17 protein-coding genes are annotated in these 18983 nt (G+C 46.7%); 16 read left to right on the top strand and 1 reads right to left on the bottom strand.

Annotated elements, in window-relative coordinates:
• Window positions 1-82 precede the first annotated feature (82 nt).
• Window positions 83-772: a lysophospholipid acyltransferase family protein gene (locus DBT49_RS08465; protein WP_070558228.1), complete on the bottom strand. Its 690-nt coding sequence runs from the start codon at window positions 770-772 to the stop codon at window positions 83-85.
• A 782-nt stretch (window positions 773-1554) separates the two neighbouring features.
• Between DBT49_RS08465 and yaaA the strand changes: the two genes are divergently transcribed.
• From yaaA to nadE, 16 genes are all read left to right on the top strand, one after another.
• The gene (gene yaaA, locus DBT49_RS08460) at window positions 1555-2277 is read left to right on the top strand and encodes a peroxide stress protein YaaA (RefSeq protein ID WP_070558230.1); all 723 of its coding nucleotides are present in this window, start codon (window positions 1555-1557) and stop codon (window positions 2275-2277) included.
• Between the two features lie 117 nt (window positions 2278-2394).
• Window positions 2395-2889: a PTS sugar transporter subunit IIA gene (locus DBT49_RS08455; RefSeq protein WP_070558232.1), complete on the top strand. Its 495-nt coding sequence runs from the start codon at window positions 2395-2397 to the stop codon at window positions 2887-2889.
• Window positions 2890-3050: 161 nt separating this feature from the next.
• A complete protein-coding gene (gene gltX, locus DBT49_RS08450; RefSeq protein WP_070558234.1) occupies window positions 3051-4532 on the top strand; it encodes a glutamate--tRNA ligase in 1482 nt (493 codons plus the stop codon).
• 118 nt (window positions 4533-4650) lie between these two features.
• Entirely contained in the window at window positions 4651-5016 is a 366-nt protein-coding gene (locus tag DBT49_RS08445) for a DUF488 domain-containing protein (protein WP_070558236.1), read from the top strand.
• A 15-nt stretch (window positions 5017-5031) separates the two neighbouring features.
• Window positions 5032-5865, top strand: coding sequence for a hypothetical protein (locus DBT49_RS08440; RefSeq protein ID WP_083300389.1), 834 nt, complete (start codon window positions 5032-5034; stop codon window positions 5863-5865).
• 21 nt (window positions 5866-5886) lie between these two features.
• Window positions 5887-6801, top strand: a complete 915-nt coding sequence (locus DBT49_RS08435) for an FAD:protein FMN transferase (RefSeq protein WP_070558240.1) — start codon at window positions 5887-5889, stop codon at window positions 6799-6801.
• 103 nt (window positions 6802-6904) lie between these two features.
• Entirely contained in the window at window positions 6905-8248 is a 1344-nt protein-coding gene (locus DBT49_RS08430; RefSeq protein WP_070558242.1) for an alpha-amylase family glycosyl hydrolase, read from the top strand.
• Window positions 8249-8270: 22 nt separating this feature from the next.
• Window positions 8271-9077, top strand: coding sequence for a Cof-type HAD-IIB family hydrolase (locus tag DBT49_RS08425; protein ID WP_070558243.1), 807 nt, complete (start codon window positions 8271-8273; stop codon window positions 9075-9077).
• Window positions 9078-9127: 50 nt separating this feature from the next.
• Window positions 9128-9760, top strand: a complete 633-nt coding sequence (locus DBT49_RS08420) for an NUDIX hydrolase (protein ID WP_070558245.1) — start codon at window positions 9128-9130, stop codon at window positions 9758-9760.
• Window positions 9753-10334, top strand: coding sequence for an ECF transporter S component (locus tag DBT49_RS08415; RefSeq protein WP_070558247.1), 582 nt, complete (start codon window positions 9753-9755; stop codon window positions 10332-10334). The genes DBT49_RS08420 and DBT49_RS08415 overlap by 8 nt, the downstream gene beginning before the upstream one ends.
• A gap of 87 nt (window positions 10335-10421) precedes the next feature.
• Window positions 10422-11168 carry a pseudouridine synthase gene (locus DBT49_RS08410; protein WP_070558249.1) on the top strand — a complete coding sequence of 249 codons (747 nt, stop codon included), beginning with the start codon at window positions 10422-10424 and terminating at the stop codon, window positions 11166-11168.
• A gap of 51 nt (window positions 11169-11219) precedes the next feature.
• Window positions 11220-12542: a uracil-xanthine permease family protein gene (locus tag DBT49_RS08405; RefSeq protein WP_070558251.1), complete on the top strand. Its 1323-nt coding sequence runs from the start codon at window positions 11220-11222 to the stop codon at window positions 12540-12542.
• Between the two features lie 210 nt (window positions 12543-12752).
• On the top strand, window positions 12753-14057 hold the full coding sequence (locus DBT49_RS08400) for a GumC domain-containing protein (RefSeq protein ID WP_111872400.1): 1305 nt from the start codon (window positions 12753-12755) through the stop codon (window positions 14055-14057).
• A gap of 132 nt (window positions 14058-14189) precedes the next feature.
• Window positions 14190-15587: a sugar transferase gene (locus tag DBT49_RS08395; RefSeq protein WP_070558255.1), complete on the top strand. Its 1398-nt coding sequence runs from the start codon at window positions 14190-14192 to the stop codon at window positions 15585-15587.
• Between the two features lie 656 nt (window positions 15588-16243).
• Window positions 16244-17728 carry a nicotinate phosphoribosyltransferase gene (locus DBT49_RS08390; protein WP_070558257.1) on the top strand — a complete coding sequence of 495 codons (1485 nt, stop codon included), beginning with the start codon at window positions 16244-16246 and terminating at the stop codon, window positions 17726-17728.
• 45 nt (window positions 17729-17773) lie between these two features.
• Window positions 17774-18604 carry an ammonia-dependent NAD(+) synthetase gene (gene nadE / locus DBT49_RS08385; protein ID WP_070558259.1) on the top strand — a complete coding sequence of 277 codons (831 nt, stop codon included), beginning with the start codon at window positions 17774-17776 and terminating at the stop codon, window positions 18602-18604.
• Window positions 18605-18983 lie beyond the last annotated feature (379 nt).

Raw genomic sequence — 18983 nt, 5'->3', positions numbered from 1 at the left:
AAAAAATAACAGAGAATAAAAAAGCCCTGACTGCCACTTTAACTAGGAAAGTGGCGGTCAGGGTTAACTTTTTCAGATTGTTTTAGTCTTTATCGAGGAGTTGGTTGAGTTGGTCTTGGAGTTTTTGGGCGACCTGGTCACGTTCTTGGCGGAAATCTTCTTTTGGACCTTGGAAGGTGACTGCCTGTCCGCAATAGATTTTATGGGTCTTTCGATTGGCGTAAAGGGGGACAAATTGGATATGATGGTGGTATTTGCGGTAGTAGAGTTTCTCCAAGTGGAGGAAGCCTTCATAGATTTTCCCCACAGGTTGGTCCTTACTTTGATAGTCCACATCAGGGAAGATGGTGACGGGGACGCGCTCTTCTAGGGCTTGGAGGCTAGTAGTGAAGGTCTTCTTAAGTTGGCGACTCCCCCGATAGACGGGAATGACCCGAGCTTGCTTGAGGAAGAAGGCCACGATCCAGGCCGCTGGAAAAGCCAAGAGCTTGGCGATGGGTTTTGGAATATGGAAACGTTGGGTAAAGGTATAGTCCACAAAATGTTGGTAGCAGGCCTTAGGATCGGTCAACTTGGCCAGGACCCAGATCCGCATAAAAATGGTGGTCCAGATAATAATTTTAAGCGGGCCTCTGAGGTTTTCATGGTGGGAGACAAAGACGGTCGGCTGGCTCAAGTCGGGTATCGATTCTTGGTCGAGCCGGTATGTGGGTATAAATAGGCGAACAATTCCTCTCAAAAAGCGTAAAACTGGACCAAATTCTTTTTCCATTTTCCTCTACTCCCCTAAAAACTGATAAAAAAACCATAATATAATTCGACTTCTTTGTCCAATAAAAGTTATTTTTATAAACTATAAAAGTTAGAGTGCGACGGGTGCGCTAAAGATCGATAGCACTGGAGCTAAAGAGCAAAAATTCTTGAAAAGAATTTCTTGCACTTTAGTGAAGTGGAGATCGATCTGCACCCGGAGCAGGTTTGGTCAGAGTGCGACAAGTGCACCAAAGAGCAAGACCTCTGGAAGAAAAAGGCGTAAAAATTCTTGCAGAGAATTTGTCGCCATTTTCTGAAGAGGACGCTTGCTCTGCGCTTGGAGCAGGTTTGGTTAGAGTGCGACAGTCACACCAAAGGACGAAATCGCTGGAGAAAACTGGGATAAGCTCAGTAAAGCTGAGCGTTACCAGTTTTTGAAGCGGACGTTCGTCCTGTGACTGGAGCAGGTTTGGTTAGAGTGCGACAAGTGCACCAAAGAGCAAGACCTCTGGAAGAAAAAGGCGTAAAAATTCTTGCAGAGAATTTGTCGCCATTTTCTGAAGAGGACGCTTGCTCTGCGCTTGGAGCAGGTTTGGTTAGAGTGCGACAGTCACACCAAAGGACGAAATCGCTGGAGAAAACTGGGATAAGCTCAGTAAAGCTGAGCGTTACCAGTTTTTGAAGCGGACGTTCGTCCTGTGACTGGAGCAGGTTTGGTTAGAGTGCGACAGTCACACTAAAGAGCAAGATTACCCCTATGGTAAAATAAAGCCAAGAGACCCAGTATAAAGGAGACTATTTATGAAGATTATTTTTTCCCCGGCCAAGGAGATGTCCCTCGACCAAGCCCTTGAGAAAGACTGGCAACTTAGCCCTCAAAGTCAAGCGCTAGTCCAGACCTTGAAGTCCCTGAGCCCAGAAGAAGTGGCAAAAACTTTAAAGGTGAAGGACAAGTTGCTAGAGACTAACTTAGCTTATATAGAAGATTTTGACCAAGATAAGGCTTACCCGGCCATTAGCCTCTACCATGGCTTGGCCTACCGGCAGCTGGACTTGGATTTACAAGACCCAGCGATCCAAGCCTATCTAGACCAGCAAGTGCGGATTTTGTCCGCGCTCTATGGGCCCATCCCTGCCACCCAACCCATTAAGCCCTACCGTCTGGACCTGTCCATGCCGCTGAAAGTGGAGGGGCAATCCCTCAGAAAATTCTGGCAGGGGACTTTTGACCAAGCCTTTGCGTCGGGTGAAAGGATTCTTAGCCTAGCCAGCCAGGAATTTGCTAGCTTGCTGGATTCCGACCGCTATGACTGGATCGATGTGGATTTTTACCAGATCAAAGACGGCAAATTCAAACAGCATTCCACGATTGCCAAGAAGGGAAGAGGTGCTCTCTTGAATTACCTGGTTAACCACCAAGTCACTGATCTGAGTCAGATCCAAGCTTTTTCTGAGGCGGGCTACCGCTACTTGGCTGAGGAGTCGGATGACAAGCACTTGACCTTTGTCCAAGACCTAGATTAAGTTCTGAGCTCCAAGCTCTGAAATTTCATTGAAAATTCTGATATTCCTTTAAGGTTCATGGTAAACTATCCCTAAAATGAAATGCTGGTTGACTAGCCATAAAAAGGAGCAGAAAAAATGTTTGGATTCTTAAAGAAAAAAGCAAAAAATACCTCAGTAGAACTTGAAGCGATTGCTAATGGGCAGTTGGTGGCCTTAGAATCAGTCTCTGACCCCGTATTTAGTCAAAAGATGATGGGCGACGGGTTTGCGATTGAACCCGATGAGGGCACCGTTTATGCCCCAGTCAATGGGACGGTCACGACCGTTTTCCCTACTCAACATGCCATTGGCATTGAAAGTGATGAAGGCCTGGAGATCCTCCTCCACCTAGGTTTTAATACCGTTGACTTGGATGGCAAACCTTTTACCTCTCAAGTATCTGCTGGAGACCAAGTTAAAGCCGGCCAAGTCTTGACCCAAATGGACTTAGACGCTGTTCGCCAAGCCGGCACAGATACTACCTGTGTGGTGGTCCTCACCCAAGCAGACCAAGTGGAATCTCTAGAAGTGGAAGAACCCAAAGCTGTTAAAGCAGGGGATAAGGTCGCCCAAGTGACCTTAAAGGACTAAAGTGACGCTTTGATGGCTTGATGAATCACTTTAGGTAGCTTGAACGATCCTGAAAGACAATTTTTACTTGCATTTTGGCCCATTCATTTTAATGCGGGGTCAACTTATGGTAGAATAGAAACGATTGAAATCTTTACAGACAAGAGGAGATGGCTAAATTTATGTCCGATAAGATCAGAGTGCGCTATGCGCCAAGTCCAACAGGCTACTTACACATTGGCAATGCGCGTACCGCTTTGTTTAACTACTTATTCGCCCGTCACGAAGGTGGCGACTTCATTATCCGTATTGAAGACACCGATAAAAAACGGAATGTGGCGGATGGTGAAAAGAGCCAAATTGACAACTTGAAATGGTTAGGTTTGGATTGGGATGAAAGTCCAGAAAATCCAGGTCAATACGGCCCTTACCGCCAATCCGAACGTTACGATATCTACCAAAAATACATTGACCAATTGATCGAACAAGGGGACGCTTACTATGCCTTTGATACCGAAGAAGAATTAGAAGCTGCCCGCCAAGCTCAAAAAGCAGCGGGGATCATGCCACACTATGAAGGCACCTGGCGCGATCGTTCGGATGAAGACATCCAAGCTGCTCGAGACGAAGGACGCCCTGAAACCGTCCGTTTCCGGATCCCAGAAGGGGAAACTTACACCTTTGACGACATGGTTAAAGGAGAGGTCAGCATCCACTCTGAAGATATTGGTGGCGACTTTATTATCTGGAAGAAAGATAAGTCCCCAACCTATAATTTCGCTGTGGTGGTTGACGACCACTTGATGGAAATTACCCATGTTTTACGTGGGGATGACCACTTGTCTAACACCCCTAAACAAATCATGATCTACCAAGCTTTAGGCTGGGAAGCGCCTGTCTTTGGTCACATGTCCTTGATTACCAGTGCTGAAACCGGGAAGAAATTATCCAAGCGTGACGGTTCCATTATTCAATTTATTGAACAATACCGTGATCTTGGTTACCTCCCCGAAGCGATCTTTAACTTTATCGCTCTACTGGGTTGGTCACCAAAAGGGGAAGAAGAAATCTTCTCCAAGGAAGAATTCATTGAAATCTTTGACCCTAACCGCTTAAGCAAGTCACCGGCTGCCTTTGATAATAAGAAATTGGAATGGATCAACAACCGCTACATGAAGGCTGCTGACGAAGAAACCGTTGCCCGCCTTGCCATTCCTCACCTGCAAGCGGCTGGCCGGGTATCCGAAAACCCTAGTGAAGAGGAATTGGCTTGGACCAAGAAATTAGTCTCCTTATATAAGGATGAAATGTCCTACGCCAAACAAATTGTTGACTTGTCCGACATGTTCTTCCACGATTCCTTAGAAGTGGATGAACGCGGCAAGGAAATCTTGTCAGCAGACACTGCCTATGAAGTGGTCAATGACTTTAACAATAAGTTGGACGCTATCGAACCTTTCGATGAAGAACACATCATGGCGGCCATTAAACAAGTTCAAAAAGACACCGGCATCAAAGGTAAAAACCTCTATATGCCACTGCGTGTCGCGACTTCCGGTAAGGAACACGGTCCGTCCATCGGCTTAACCATTGAAGTCATGGGCAAGGAAAAGACCAAACACCATCTTGAAGAAGCCTTAAGTAAGATGGAAAAAGCTGAATAAGAGAATCTCGTAAAGAAACTTAGCTGCCTGATTGGGTAGCTAAGTTTTTATTTTGTTTAGCTGCTTTTGTTATACTATATTTATAATATTGATAAGTTTAGAAATGAGCGTGTGTTTGATGGAGATTGCAATTAAGCGGGCTTATGCCGATTATGATCCTAACGATGGTGAGCGGATTTTAGTGGATCGCTTGTGGCCGCGTGGGATTAAGAAGGAAGATGCTCATGTGGATGAATGGGAGAAAGATCTGGCGCCGAGTGATGACTTGCGTAAGACCTTCCACCAAAATCCTGACCACTTTGACCGCTTTAAGTCAGCCTATAAGCAAGAACTCAACCAAAACCGAGCTGCCCATGAGGCCTGCCAGCGTTTATGTCGCAAGGCGGTTGACCATAAGATTAGCTTAATCTATAGTTCCAAAAATGAAAGTGAAAATAATGCCGTTGTGTTACGTGAGCACCTGCTAGCCATGCGGGTCTATTAGAAAGAAGTGAGGCCGATGAAGCGATGGCTTAGAATAGCCTTAATTGGTATAGTGATGTCTGCTTTACAGCTGGTCTTTGACCTGTTTTTACCCAACCCCTCCTTTCAAGGGATCCTCCCGCCTTCGCCCTTATTGGAATCGGGAAATTATCCGATCCTGGCTTTTCTAGTGGGTTGGCTGGTCTTTACCCTGATGACGGCGGGTTATGAACTGATCGACCTCCGTCTGCCAGGGACTAAACGTTATAAAACCTGGGTCTACCTGGCTTGTGAGTTGGTCGTCTTTATTCTTTACCTCTGTGAACCCTTGCCCCACCGCCTGCCGGTTGATTATTTCTTAAATTCGCTCAAGGCGGTCCTGGTCTTCATGGTTCAAGGGGCTCTGATTGAGAAATTATTGGCGACCAAACGCCAACATTACCAACGCAAGCCCTTTATCTATAACCGGGCCCTCTTGGTCTATACCTTGTCCATGGTAATTTTTCGTTTCTTTGCCTACCGAGGTTTGGATATTTATAGCTTAGGCGATGACAACCTCACCATTTCTCTAGGCTGGGCAGCCATGTTGGGACTTACCATGGGTGGCGTCTTTTGCGTCTTGCAACGTTATCTCAGACGCCAAGATAAGAAAGGCAAAAACTACCAGTTTACCTGGGGATTTTTTGCGCCGGCCGTTTTGGCTTATCACGCCTTCTTTGCCTTACGTTATGAGATTGCTTTGGTCGATGTAGTGAGCCGGGCGGGAGTGGATATTATGGCGGTCTTCTTGGCCACCTGGATTGTTCTCCACTGGCAAATCGATGAATTAGCCGGGGTCAAGCAAAATCCGACCGTGTCGGGTGAAATTTAATGAATCAGAAAGGGGAAGGCCATGGAAGCCGTAAAATTAGTTGAATTAATGGGAACTGTAATTGAAATGAAAGTTGGCCACCCGGAGGCAGAGGCCCTCTTGGAAAAGAGCGAGGCCAAGTTACGTGATTATGAGTACCGCTTTTCCGCTAACCGCGATGATTCCATGTTGATGCAGGTCAACCAGGCAGCGGGGAAGGCGGCTGTTGCCGTGGATAAGGATCTCTTTGACCTGATCCAACTGGCTAAGAAAGTCTCGGTCTCTACCGAGGGCCGCTTTAACTTAGCCATTGGTCCCTTGGTCAAGCTCTGGCATATCGGCTTTTCCGACGCCCGAGTGCCCAGTCAAGAAGAAATCGACGAACGTCTGGATTTGATTGACCCCCATAAGGTCCAGCTCGATCCGACTACCCATAAAGTTTATTTAGAAAAGGAAGGCATGGAGATTGACCTGGGTGCCATTGCCAAGGGCTATTTTGCTGACCAGATTGTGGCCGACTGGCGCCAGGCTGGAGCGGACTATGGATTGATTAATCTGGGCGGCAATGTCCTCGTCATGGGAGATGCTCCCAACCGCGACGACGGCTTTTGGCGGATCGGTATCCAACGTCCAGACGCCATCCGGGGTGAAATTATGGCCACGGTCCCAGTCAAAAACCAGTCCGTGGTCACTTCAGGAATCTATGAACGCTCTTTCAAGCAAGAAGGCCAGTCCTACCACCATATCCTGGATTCAAAGACCGGTTACCCTATTGAAACCGACCTGGCGTCTTTAACCATTATCGCGCCCCAATCAGTTTTCTGTGAGATTTGGACCACGGCTCTCTTTGCTTTGAATTCAGAAGAAGCAGTGGCTGCCATTGATGACTTAAAAGGGATTGAGGGCTTAGTTGTGACCCAGTCTGGTAAAATCTTGGTCAGCCAGGCCTTAGCCTAGTGGTAGAGAGAAATTAAGCGCTTTTTTATGCCCTGATGTGATATGATAAAAGCGACTGAGGAAAGGTGTAGGCACTTTCAAAAAAGGAGCGTGACATGGACCGATGGCTAAGGTAACCAATTTGACCTTAAGGCATAAATTAGCTTATAAAATTTTTATCCGAAATTATACTGAAGCGGGGACTTTTCAAGCAGTCATCCCTGACTTAGCCCGCCTCAAGGCCTTGGGCGTAGATATTTTAATTTTGGCGTCGATTTTTCCCGTGACCGACCAACATCCTGAAGGGGAGGTTGGCAATCCGAATTTTGTCAAGAATTTTAAGGATGTGGACCCGGCCTATGGGACCATGGAGGATTTCAAGGACTTGGTCCATGCTGTCCACCAGGCGGGAATCCAGCTGGTGATTGAATTTCCTATGACCCAATTGGCCAAGGATTCAGAGGTCATTCAGGAACGTCCCACCTACTTCTTACGCAATAAGGAAGGCCAGGTTTATACCCGCTTTCCGGGTTATGAAAAGGGGGTTGACCTCGACTTTTCTAACCCCAAACTATGGGATGAATTGATTGCCACCCTGAAGGAGTGGGCCCTCTATGTGGATGGTTTTTCTATTCGTGATGCCCAATTGATCCGCACCGAGTTTTGGAATAGCGCCCGGGCTGAAGTGGAGGACGTCCATCCTTATTTCTACTGGATGGGCAACCTCCTGACTGACAATACCATGTTTCGTTTACGGATGAATAATGTCCACTATTCAACCGAAGGAGAGCTTTATAGTAACTTTGACGTTCTGGACGAGGGCAATTTAGCGGAATTTTACCTACGCTTTTACCACGGGATTTTAGATTTGGATAATCTGATCTATGTCCTGAATTTAAGCGAGATCCAGCTGCCCTTTACCGCCGTGAAAAACCGGGCCCTGGAGTTTGCTAACCACTCTCGGGTTGCTTCCCATGTCAAGACCAAGGCGGATTTGCGGAATTGGACCGCCTTTTCGCTCTTTAAGAAGGGGATGGCCCACTTGATTATGGGGCAAGAATACGGCCTAGAGGATTCCATCCCCTGGGATAAGGCGGAAAGTATGGACTGGACTCCCCAAGAAGATATGACTGAGATGATCCAACGCCTCTCTCTGATTAAGAAGCGCGAAGCCTGCAAGAGTGGCTATTTCTTCTACCGAGGCGTCAAGCCTAATATCATTATTTGTGGCTACCATTATTACAAACAACACTTGTTTGGCCTTTTTAAATTGAAGACTGATGACCAAACGCCTTGTGAGGTGGAGCTCTCTCTGCCTTCAGGCGACTATACCAACTTGTTGAACGATGACACCTATACGGTGACTGATGGCCGCTTGTGCTTGGGCCAAGACCCTGTCATTATTTCCTACGAAGGTGATATGGAGGTTCAGGTCAATAGCCAAGCCCATGACTTCTTAACCCATTAGAAAATGAAAGGAATTTAAAGCAATGTATCGATTAGCTGCTTTTGACGTTGATGGCACCCTGTTAAAGAGTGACTCCAGCTTGAGTGAGGCCACCCACCAGGCCCTAAAGACCATGAAGGAGTCTGGCATTGAAATTGTGATTTCTTCCGGTCGGCCCCTGCCTGGGGTGGAGCTGATCCAAGACCTGGTCGGTAAGGACTTGGTCCGCTATTTATCGAGCTTCAATGGCGGTCGGATTGTGGACACTTGGTCAGATAACCAGGTGATCTTTGAAGCTGTTCTTCCCCCTGCTGAAGTTGGGGAAATTTGTGACTTTTTAGCCGACTATGATGTGGATATCAATACTTACGACGACCACAATGTCCTCGGCCTCAAGGAACCCAACCATCAATACATGGCTCATGAAGCCCAGTTAACCGGGATGCCCATAAAGATTGAAAACTTTGTTGAAAACGAAACTAAGGTCAATAAACTGATGGTGACCGGAGATCCGGCCTACTTAGAAACGGTCCGCCAAGACCTGCCAGAAGATTGGTTTAAGCGTTGGAATATTGTGAAGTCTGCGCCTTATTTCTTAGAATTTAACCCGGTTGATGCCAATAAGGGGGCCGGGCTAGCTCATTTGAGTCAAGAAATTGGCGTGGACCAAGAGCAAACCATGGCCTTTGGGGACCAAGAAAATGACCTGACTATGATTGAATGGGCTGGCTTAGGGGTTGCCATGGGCAATGCGGTGGCCAGTGTTAAGGCGGTGGCTGACTTTGTGACCCACACTAACGATGAAGAGGGGATCAGCCATGTGGTCGACCAATTTATTATCAAAGACTAGCTAGCGAATCGATTCAGTGAGGGGTAAAATAGGCGCTAGGAGGAAGAGCCATGTTAAAAGACTACCAAGCCTTTTTCAGGGACTATGAGGGCCAACCTTTAGGGGTGGAGCGCTTTTATGCGGTCTTAATTCCTATCGTATCCCTTAAAGGCCAAGAGCCAGCCTTGCTCTATGAACACCGCGCACCAGGCATCTCCCAAGCCGGCGATGCTGCTTTTCCCGGTGGTCGGGTAGAAACAGGCGAAAGCTTTGCTCAAGCGGCGGTCCGGGAAACTCAGGAGGAGCTGGGACTGGGACGGGATAAGATCCAAGTCCTGGGCGAGATGGACTATATTGTTCAGACCAAGCGGGTGATTGCGGCCTATGTGGCTTATTTAGCTATCGACCACTTAGATGACTTAGCCATTAACCAAGATGAGGTCAAGCATGTCTTTACCGTGCCCTTAGCTGACCTGGACTTGGACCAGCCTGAAATTTACCGGATGGAATCTAAACTTGACCGTGGCCATCACTTCCCTTATGATCGTATTCCAGGAGGGAAAAACTACCGCTTCAAGAACTATGTGGAGGAAATTCCTTTTTATAATATCGATCAAGAAAATCTTTGGGGGTTAACGGCCCAACTGACCCAGCGCTTCGTTCAGTTGACCGCTCACTTACGGAAAGGAGCTAGCGATGGCTAGAAGAAAAAATACCGCCCTACAAAATAAAACCATCAGTAGTTTATTTATTGCGATTTTAATTATGCAGACCTTTGTCCCTTGGATCGGCTACATTCCCCTGGGGCCAGCCAATGTAACCATCATCCATATCACCGTCATTGCTGGGGGCATGGTTTTGGGACCGGCTTCAGGCGCCATGTTAGGCTTAGTTTGGGGCGTTTTGTCCCTCTTCCATAACATGATCCAACCCACCATCCTGTCACCGATCTTTTTAAATCCCTTGGTGTCGGTGCTTCCCCGGGTCTGTGTCGGTTTTCTGTCAGGCTGGGCAGCCCAGTTCTTAGGCAAATGGCTCCGTCCCGAAATTAGCCGGGTGATCGTGGGGGCTTTGGGGACCCTTACCAATACTTCCCTGGTTATTATCATGACCGCTCTCTTTAGTTCGGAAGCCTATGCCAAGGCCTTGAATATTCCCGAAACCGCTGTTTTAGGAACCTTTGTAGGCGCCTTAGGGCTTAACTTTATTTTTGAAATCATCGCGGCAGCTGTTTTGGTGCCTATCATCGGCAGTGTCTTTGACCGAGTGAGAAAATAGGTCTTTTTTATTTTGTATCAAATTAAGCCAACGTCCCGCTTCTTACTTTTTGCGAGTAGGAAGGGACGTTTTTTTAAAGGAGTTTTTATGCGTTTACTGGATCTTATTCAAGCAGAATGTCACTTATCAGCCACCAAGGCCAAACGTCTCATCCATGCCGGAGAGGTCTTCTACAAGGGCCAGCCCCTAGTCGATATTAACCAGGCCCTTGATCCCGACTTGATGGTCATTTATTACCGAAGCAAACGGATTGGAGTCGGTTTGGGTCACCACTACCTGGTCTATAACAAGGCAGCAGGGCAAGTCTCCGCCAAAAAAGACGCCCATTGGCCCACGCCATACGACCACTTACCTGAATGCTACCAGGGAACTTCAATTGTAGGCCGTTTGGACCGGGACGTGGAAGGTTTGCTCTTGTTAACCGATAATGGCCAACTCCATTACTTTCTCGAACATGCCCGTTTCCACATGCCCAAGACCTATCAAGTAACTGTCAATGGCGACTTGGGAGCTGACCTGGTGGAAAAATTCCAGGCTGGGGTGACCTTTGCGGATGGGACGACTTGCCGGCCGGCCAAATTAGAAATTATTGGTCCTCGCCAGGCTTACTTGACCATTGACCAGGGGATGCGCCACCAGGTCAAGAAGATGTTTCTTGCCAATGGACTCAAGGTCGTTCACTTAAAACGTCTGTCTTTAGGCCCGCTCCACTTGGACCCTGACCTGAAAACTGGCCGCTTCCGGCCCTTAACTGGAGAAGAAAGCGAACGAATTGTTAGAATCATGGAAAATAATTCGCGAAATCACTTGATAACTGACAAGAATTCCGTATAATAGGAATGTATGATTTAATAATGTTCGTATTTAAGAAAGGAAACTCTACCTATGACAAGCACGCCTCGTAACTCGCACTTAGAAGCCGGTATTGATGACAAGATTCCTGCCTCTGAAGCGCTGACCCTGGGTTTACAGCATGGCCTGTCCATGAATGTCTATATTGGTCCCATGATTATCGCTGGGATTGTCGGCCTGAGCACCGGTCAAATGTCAGCCGTGATTCAATCAACCTTTATCGCCTGTGGCTTGGCCATGATTATCCAAAGCAAGCTCATGCACCTGCCTGTAGCGCAAGGGGCTTCCTTTATTCCTATTGCGGCCATTAGTGGGATTGCCTTGGCCAATGGCGGCGGTATTGCTGGTTGGGGCGTCGCTATGTCGGCAGCCTTAGTGGGAGCCTTGGGATTACTCTTACTGGGTTTTTCCGGTTTGATGGATAAGTTTGTTAATTACTTCATCCCACAAATTGTCGGGGCTGTCCTCTTACTCTGTATCGGCCTGTCTTTGATGCCAGCAGCGGTGAACAACATTTACACCGCGCCCCAAGCCAGTGTCGGGCAAAACTTAATCCTGGGTCTGGTAGCCATCATTAGCATGGTAACCGCCACGCTCTTAGGAAACCGCCTGACCGGTTTTGCTGGTAAGATCTGCCGGATCGGCTCGATTTTGATTACTTTTTTGATTGGCTGTGTCCTGGCCCAGTTTATGGGAGTCTTAGATCTGAGTCCGGTGGCGGACGCGCCATGGTTTAGTTTACCCATGGTTATGTTTAAGGATTTTTCCTTCCAATTTGACCTCCCATCGGTTCTGACCATGCTGGTGATCTATTTACTGCTCTTGTCCGAGTCGACTGGGGCCTGGATTGCCCTAGCTAATGCTTCAGAAAGCGCATTAAGCAAGGAACGGATTAATAAAGGGGTAGTGGGGGAAGCTCTTGGCTGTCTCTTGACCAGTTTCTTGGGGACCAGCCCGGTAACAGGATTTTCATCCAATGCTGGGATTATTTCCCTCACCCGGGTCGCCAGTCTCCCTGTTTTCTACTATGCCGGCGGACTCTTTATCCTCTTTGGCCTGTCTGGAAAATTATCAGCCTTGATTTCAGTCATTCCTGGTGCCGTTATTGGTGGCGTCTTCCTGGTCATCTGTGGAACGATATTCCTAGCCGGTCTGCAAAGTTTGCAAAACGTGGAAATCAAGGAAAAGGAAACCTTCCTGATTGCCTTATCGGTAGGGACGGTGGTCTTGATCCAATACATGCCTAACGATTTCCTCTTGAGCCTACCGCCTGTTCTTCAATATTTCTTCGGTTCACCAATTTCAGTGGCTTCCATTGTAGCCATGGCCTTAAATAAGGTCTTACCGGAAGGCTAATAACTATTCAAGCCGTTAAAGCATTCTCCTTGGAGGGTGCTTTTTTATTTTTCTTATGGCCATTTTTATAAAAATTTCTTAAAATGGCTGTATTTGCGGTAAATAAATAGTAGAATGAAGACTAAGTGTCTAATGAATGCTAAAATTTTAGTAAGTACAGTTGAGACTTTGATCTCAATCAATGAATAAGTAATGAGGAGCGGAGAAAATATGAAGAAACGGCTGAATTGGAAAGCAGTCATTGTTGCCTTACTTTCCGTTGTGGTCGTCTTGGGTGGCGGTGTTTACGCGGTCATGCAGAACCAAGACATCAAGCAGGAAAAAAGTGATGGGAGCGTGGAAGCCGCTGAAAAGGCAGTTAGCGCCCTGTACTATGATGACCATAAAACTTTCCTAAAAGAAAATATCGCTAAAACCGAAATTGAAGCAGTGAGAAGCCAAGTAGAAGGGCTAAACCGTTATTCCGGTGCGCGCAAGGACCTGAATAAGCAGTTGGACCAAGTGGAAGCACGCTTTAAGGCCCAAGAAGGGGTCAACCACCTCTTTGAGAAAATTAAGGATAAACCGGCCTTGAATGGGGCAACGGTACAGAAATATGTCTTGCTCAATAAGGACCTTAAAGAGGATGACCTCAACAAGTTTAAGGAAGACCAACAAAAGCAATGGCCAAGTGATGGCGACGAGTTCTACCAAGCCTTAAACGGCCTCGTTGACCAAGCTGACCAACAAGGGCAACGTTTTAAAGAATTTGAGGAAGAAATCCAAAAGCTGAAAGACAATGCTAGCTTGACCTATGATCAATTAGACCAAGCCATTGATGACATGAAGGAAAAGATTGAAAAAGAAGAAAATCCTTATCTCAAGGCGGAATTACTGGAACGTTTAGGCAAGGCCCATAATGAAGTGATCGATGTGATCCGTAACCGTAAGTTACAAGCGGCCAATGAAGCCAAGGCAACGCCAGAAGAGAAGAAGAAAATTGAAAGCGAAGCTAAACAAGAAGAGGCCCGGGTCGACCAAGAGAATAAAGATCTCCAAGCAGAAACCCAACGCTTGCGCCAAGCAGCTGACCAAGCTAATGCCCAACATGAACAACAAAGCCGGCAAAATCGTCCAGCCAGACAGGTACAACAACCCAGAGAAGAGAAGCCTGAAAATAACCAATCACAATCTCAATCCCAATCCCAGGCTCAAGAATCCTCTCCTCAATCCCAATCACAAAGTCAACAAGCTTCACAAAGCAGTCAGGCTAGTCAGTCCTCTCAAGCGGAAAAACCACAAGAGTCGAGCCAAAGTAACCAAGCAAGTTCAGAAAACAGTCAAACCAGCACCAGCACACCTTCCACCAGCCAACCAGGCCCTCAACCTGAGGTGAGTCAGCCAAGTCAACCGAGCGGTGAAACAACGCCTCCACCAACTGGTGAAGGTCAACCAACTACTCCACCAACTGAAAGTGGCGTAGTGGAAAGCGTCGGCCCAGCAGCTGGAGAAGGTGGAGCAGCTAATGGCCAGTAAGATTTAAATGAATCTTAACAGGGCAGCTATTCTCATTGCCTGCTTTTGTGCTAAAATAGGCCTAATGAACTAGGAAAGAGCGGTTCAGCCGCTCTTTTTTGATGGAAGAATCTACAGAGGAGGCTTTAAGCCATGCAAAAAAATGGAGAATGGACCAATTGGTACCGCATTGTCATTTGGGCAACTGAGGCGCTGATTTTATTCCTTTCCTATCTGATTTCCTTTTTAATCCGCTATCAAAGTCGCTATATTCCCTTAGAAAATGGGGAGGCCTTCCAGAGTGTCTTCCCTTGGATCATGCTGATTTTCTTAGTGATCAACCTCTTGTCCGGGATCTATGTCCTTTATAACAAGACCCGAGGGGATTTATTTTTCATTACCTTGATTGACCAGGGCTTGACTGCGGCCATGACCATGATTTTGAGCTTTATCGGTCGTTGGTTTGCCTTTCCCCGTTTGGTGATCTTGATTGACTTCTTTGTCAGTGTGACCCTCCTGTATTTCTTTAGGAGTTTGGTCTTTAGTATCTACCGCCGCTATGCCTCAACTAAGCGGGTTATGATTATTGGTTACGAGGACGAAGTCTTTTCGGCCATTTATAACTTTAAGAATAGTAAGAGCTCTCGCCACCTTGTGACCCATGTGGTCTTATCGGATTTCTATAATAATATCTGTAAACGCCTAGACGATATCGATATTGTTTATATGGCTTCGTCGATCCCAGAAAAAGAGAAATTAAAAATTTATGGCCTTCTCATGCAGAAGGAGAAGAAACTCTTCCTCAATTCCAAGTTTGAGAACTTGGTCATGGTCAACCCCAATATCATGAGCTTTGAAGATGAGTCTATTATTGAGACTTCTGACTTTCGGATTCCTGCTGACCAGGCCTTGATTAAGCGAGGGTTAGATATTATTTGTTCCTTGATCCTGTTAATCATTGCTTCACCAATCATGCTCTTAACAGCCATTGCCATCAAGTTAACTTCTCGTGGTCCGGTTTTCTACCGGCAAGTGCGGATTACTGAGAATGGCAAGGAATTTGAAATCCTGAAGTTTCGCTCTATGGTGGTGGATTCCGAGGTCCAATCGGGTCCAGTGATCGCCCGTAAGAATGACTCGCGGATTACCCCGGTCGGGAAGTTTATCCGGGCTGTCCGCATCGATGAATTACCCCAATTAATCAATATTTTGAAAGGGGACATGTCCCTCGTTGGCCCTCGTCCAGAACGGCCTTTCTTTGTGGACCAATTCCAAAAACAAAACTCCCATTACTACTTGCGCCATAATGTCAAAGCCGGCCTAACCGGTTACGCCCAAGTCTATGGGAAATATGCTTCTGACTTTAATAGTAAGTTGAACTTTGACCTTATTTACATCAAGACCTATTCCTTGATATTGGATATGAAGATCCTCTTACAAACCATCAAAGTCCTCTTCGAAAAAGTCTCCTCCAGTGGGATTGACGAAGACAACCTACCAACAGAAGACCGCGAAGACATCGAAAAAATGGGGATTGAGTTAGTGGAATAAAGAAGAGAGTGTGACAGTCACACTAGAGGACGAAATCGCTGGAGAAAACTGGGATAAGCTCAGCAGAGCTGAGCGTTACCAGTTTTTGAAGCGGACGTTCGTCCTGTGACTGGAACACGTTTAGGTAGAGTGTAAGAGTCACACACATTTAGAAAAATAATCTTTTCCAAAAGGCTGGGAGAAATTCTCAGCCTTTTTTTATGACTGTCGTGCTCTGCTGTAGGAAGCAAAGCGACGTACAAATAGAGTATGCGTAGCGTTTCACTTTTTCCCGTCGCCTCGCACTCTAACCAAACCTGCTCGGTGACAAAAGTGAACTCCGCTTCAGAAATATTTGGCAATCCTTTTCAAGGATTTCCGCATATTTCTTCCAGCGTTTCACTTTTTCCCGTCACCTCGCACTCTAATCAAACGTGCTCCAAGCGCGAGGTGAGCTCCATTTCAGAAGTCCTTGTAAATCCTCATTGAGGATTTACGACGCACTTCTTCCAATGGTCTCCCCTCTTTTTGCGCTTGTCGCACTCTAATGCTTACTGTTTGCTTATTTATGTTACAATTGGGGTTAAATCTATGGCTTTGGCTGGTAAAATGGTATAATAGAAACACTCAAATAACGCTATGTTGAAGCAAATTTAAGAGAATGTGGAGTGAAAAAAATGACAATCTATCCAGATGATAGTCTGGCCTTACACACTGACCTTTATGAAATTAATATGATGAAGACCTACTGGGAAGCAGGGAATGCTGACCAACGTTGCGTCTTTGAAATGTATTTCCGTAATAACCCCTTTGAAAACGGTTATGCCATCTTTGCTGGTTTGGAGCACTTGACCCAATACCTGGATAACTTAAAGTTTAACGAAACAGATATTGCCTACCTGCGTGAAACTCAAAATTATCCGGAAGAATTCTTGGACTATTTAGCCAACTTCCAATTTAACGGAACCATCCGTTCCATGGTGGAAGGAGAGGTCTGCTTTGCTAATGAGCCTCTGCTTCAAGTCGAAGGCAGTTTGGCTGACTGTCAGCTCATTGAAACCGCCCTCTTGAATATTATTAACTTCCAAACCCTGATTGCTACCAAGGCTTCTCGGATTCGGACCGTGTGTGGTAATGACGCCTTGGCTGAATTTGGAGCGCGCCGGGCCCATGAACTCGATGCTTCCATTTGGGGGGCGCGGGCTGCTTATATCGGTGGTTTTGATTCGACTTCCAATGTCCGAGCTGGGAAGATTCTTGGCGTTCCCGTTTCAGGAACCCACGCCCATGCTATGGTCCAAGCCTACCGGTCTGACTATGAGGCCTTTAAGCACTATGCGGAGTCCCACAAGAATTGCGTCTTCTTAGTAGATACCTATGACGTCTTGAATTCTGGAGTTCCCAATGCCATTCGGGTAGCCCGGGAAATGGGGGATAAAATCAACTTTGTCGGTGTCCGTATCGATAGCGGGGATATTACCTACCTCTCCAAACGCGTTCGTAAGATGCTGGATGAAGCCGGCTATCCGGATGCTATTATCGTGGCTTCCAACGACCTGGATGAAAAAACTATCCTTAATCTCAAAATGCAAGGGGCTAAGGTGGATTCTTGGGGTGTCGGGACTAAGTTAATTACGGCCTATGACCAAGCTTCCTTAGGTGGGGTCTATAAGTTATGTGCCATTGAAGACGAAAAGGGTGACTTGGTGCCAACCATGAAGCTGTCCTCTTCGCCTGAAAAAGTCACCACTCCAGGTAAGAAACAAATTTGGCGGATCACCAATAACTTGGATGGTAAGTCTGAAGGGGACTATGTGACGGTTGAAGATGAAGAGCTTGACACCAGTCAACCCCTCTACATGTTCCATCCTACCTATACTTATATTAATAAGACGGTTGAAGACTTTTCTGCCCGTCCGCTCTTACAAACTGTCTACCAAGATGGCAAACGGGTTTATGACCTGCCAGCTCTAGAAGAGGTCAAGGCCTATGCTGAAGAAAGCTTAGCGGCACTTTGGGACGAATACAAACGGATCCTCAACCCCGAAGCTTACCCGGTTGACTTGTCACAAGAACTCTATGACTTGAAGATGGATAGTATTCACGCCATCCATGAACGGGTCAAAGCTGGGGCCAAAAAGAACCAAGTCAATGCAGATTAGTTCGACCAGCTCCGATTGCAGCAGGAAGATGAGGAGAATAAGACCATGCGACAACAACAAGCAGAGATTATCCAAGCCTTAAAAGTGGCGCCTAGCATCGACAGTGATGATGAAATCGAGCGCAGCCTGACCTTTATTACTGACTACCTCAAGCGCTATCCCTTTCTGAAAACTTTAGTGCTAGGGATCAGTGGGGGGCAGGACTCAACCCTGGCGGGGAAGTTGTGCCAAATGGCCATTGAACAAATCCGCCAAGCGACCCAGGACCAAGCTTATCAGTTTATTGCAGTCACCCTGCCTTATGGCCAACAGTCCGATGCCCAAGATGTCAAGGATGCCCTGGATTTTATCCAGCCTGACCAGGTCCTGGATGTCAATATTAAAGGGGCAGTTGACCAGCAAGTGACCGCCTTAGCGGAAGCGGGACTGGAGCTCTCCGACTTCAACAAGGGAAATATTAAGGCCCGTCAACGGATGGTGGTCCAATATGCCATCGCCGGCCAATGCAGTGGGGTCGTGGTAGGGACTGACCATGCTGCTGAAGCCGTAACTGGTTTTTATACCAAGTTTGGTGACGGAGCCTCTGATATTGTTCCTCTCTGGCGCTTAAACAAGCGTCAAGGCAAACAGTTACTCAAGGCCTTGAATTGTCCACCCCACCTCTATGACAAGGTGCCCACTGCTGACTTAGAAGATGACCGGCCCCAATTGCCGGATGAAGAGGCTTTGGGGGTTTCCTATCCAGCCATTGATGATTATCTGGAAGGTCAAGACGTCAGTGACCAAGACGCTCAAACCATCGAAAACTGGTATCAAAAATCTCAACATAAACGCCACCTGCCGATTAACCTTTATGACACCTGGTGGCGGGAATAATTGGATAAAGAATGAAAGAGGCTGCTGACTAAGGTCAGGGCCTTTTTATTTGTTTGTCAAATTGTGTAAATGAGCATACGTTCTGCTTTTGAATGTTGGCTTTGAAAACCATGGCATCGGTTCGAGCTCTAGGTCTCTCACCTAGCGAGCTTCAAACGGCTAGTACGGCTTTCAGCCTACTATCCGTATTTCACATCGCTTGCTTGTTCATGGTTAAAGCCGAAATTCAAAGCGCCACTTCTGCTCTTGGCTATTCAAACAAATTTTGTTAAATAACTATTCACCAACAGAAAAAGGTAAAGATCTTTTTTCTTGGCTTGGCTAGCCTTCTTCTTTTATTATTTGCTGTTACCGATTTAAAATATCCTTTTCTCCCGCT

Source organism: Aerococcus mictus (assembly GCF_003286595.3).
GTDB lineage: Bacteria > Bacillota > Bacilli > Lactobacillales > Aerococcaceae > Aerococcus > Aerococcus mictus.
This window is presented reverse-complemented; position numbering and strand designations above follow the sequence as displayed.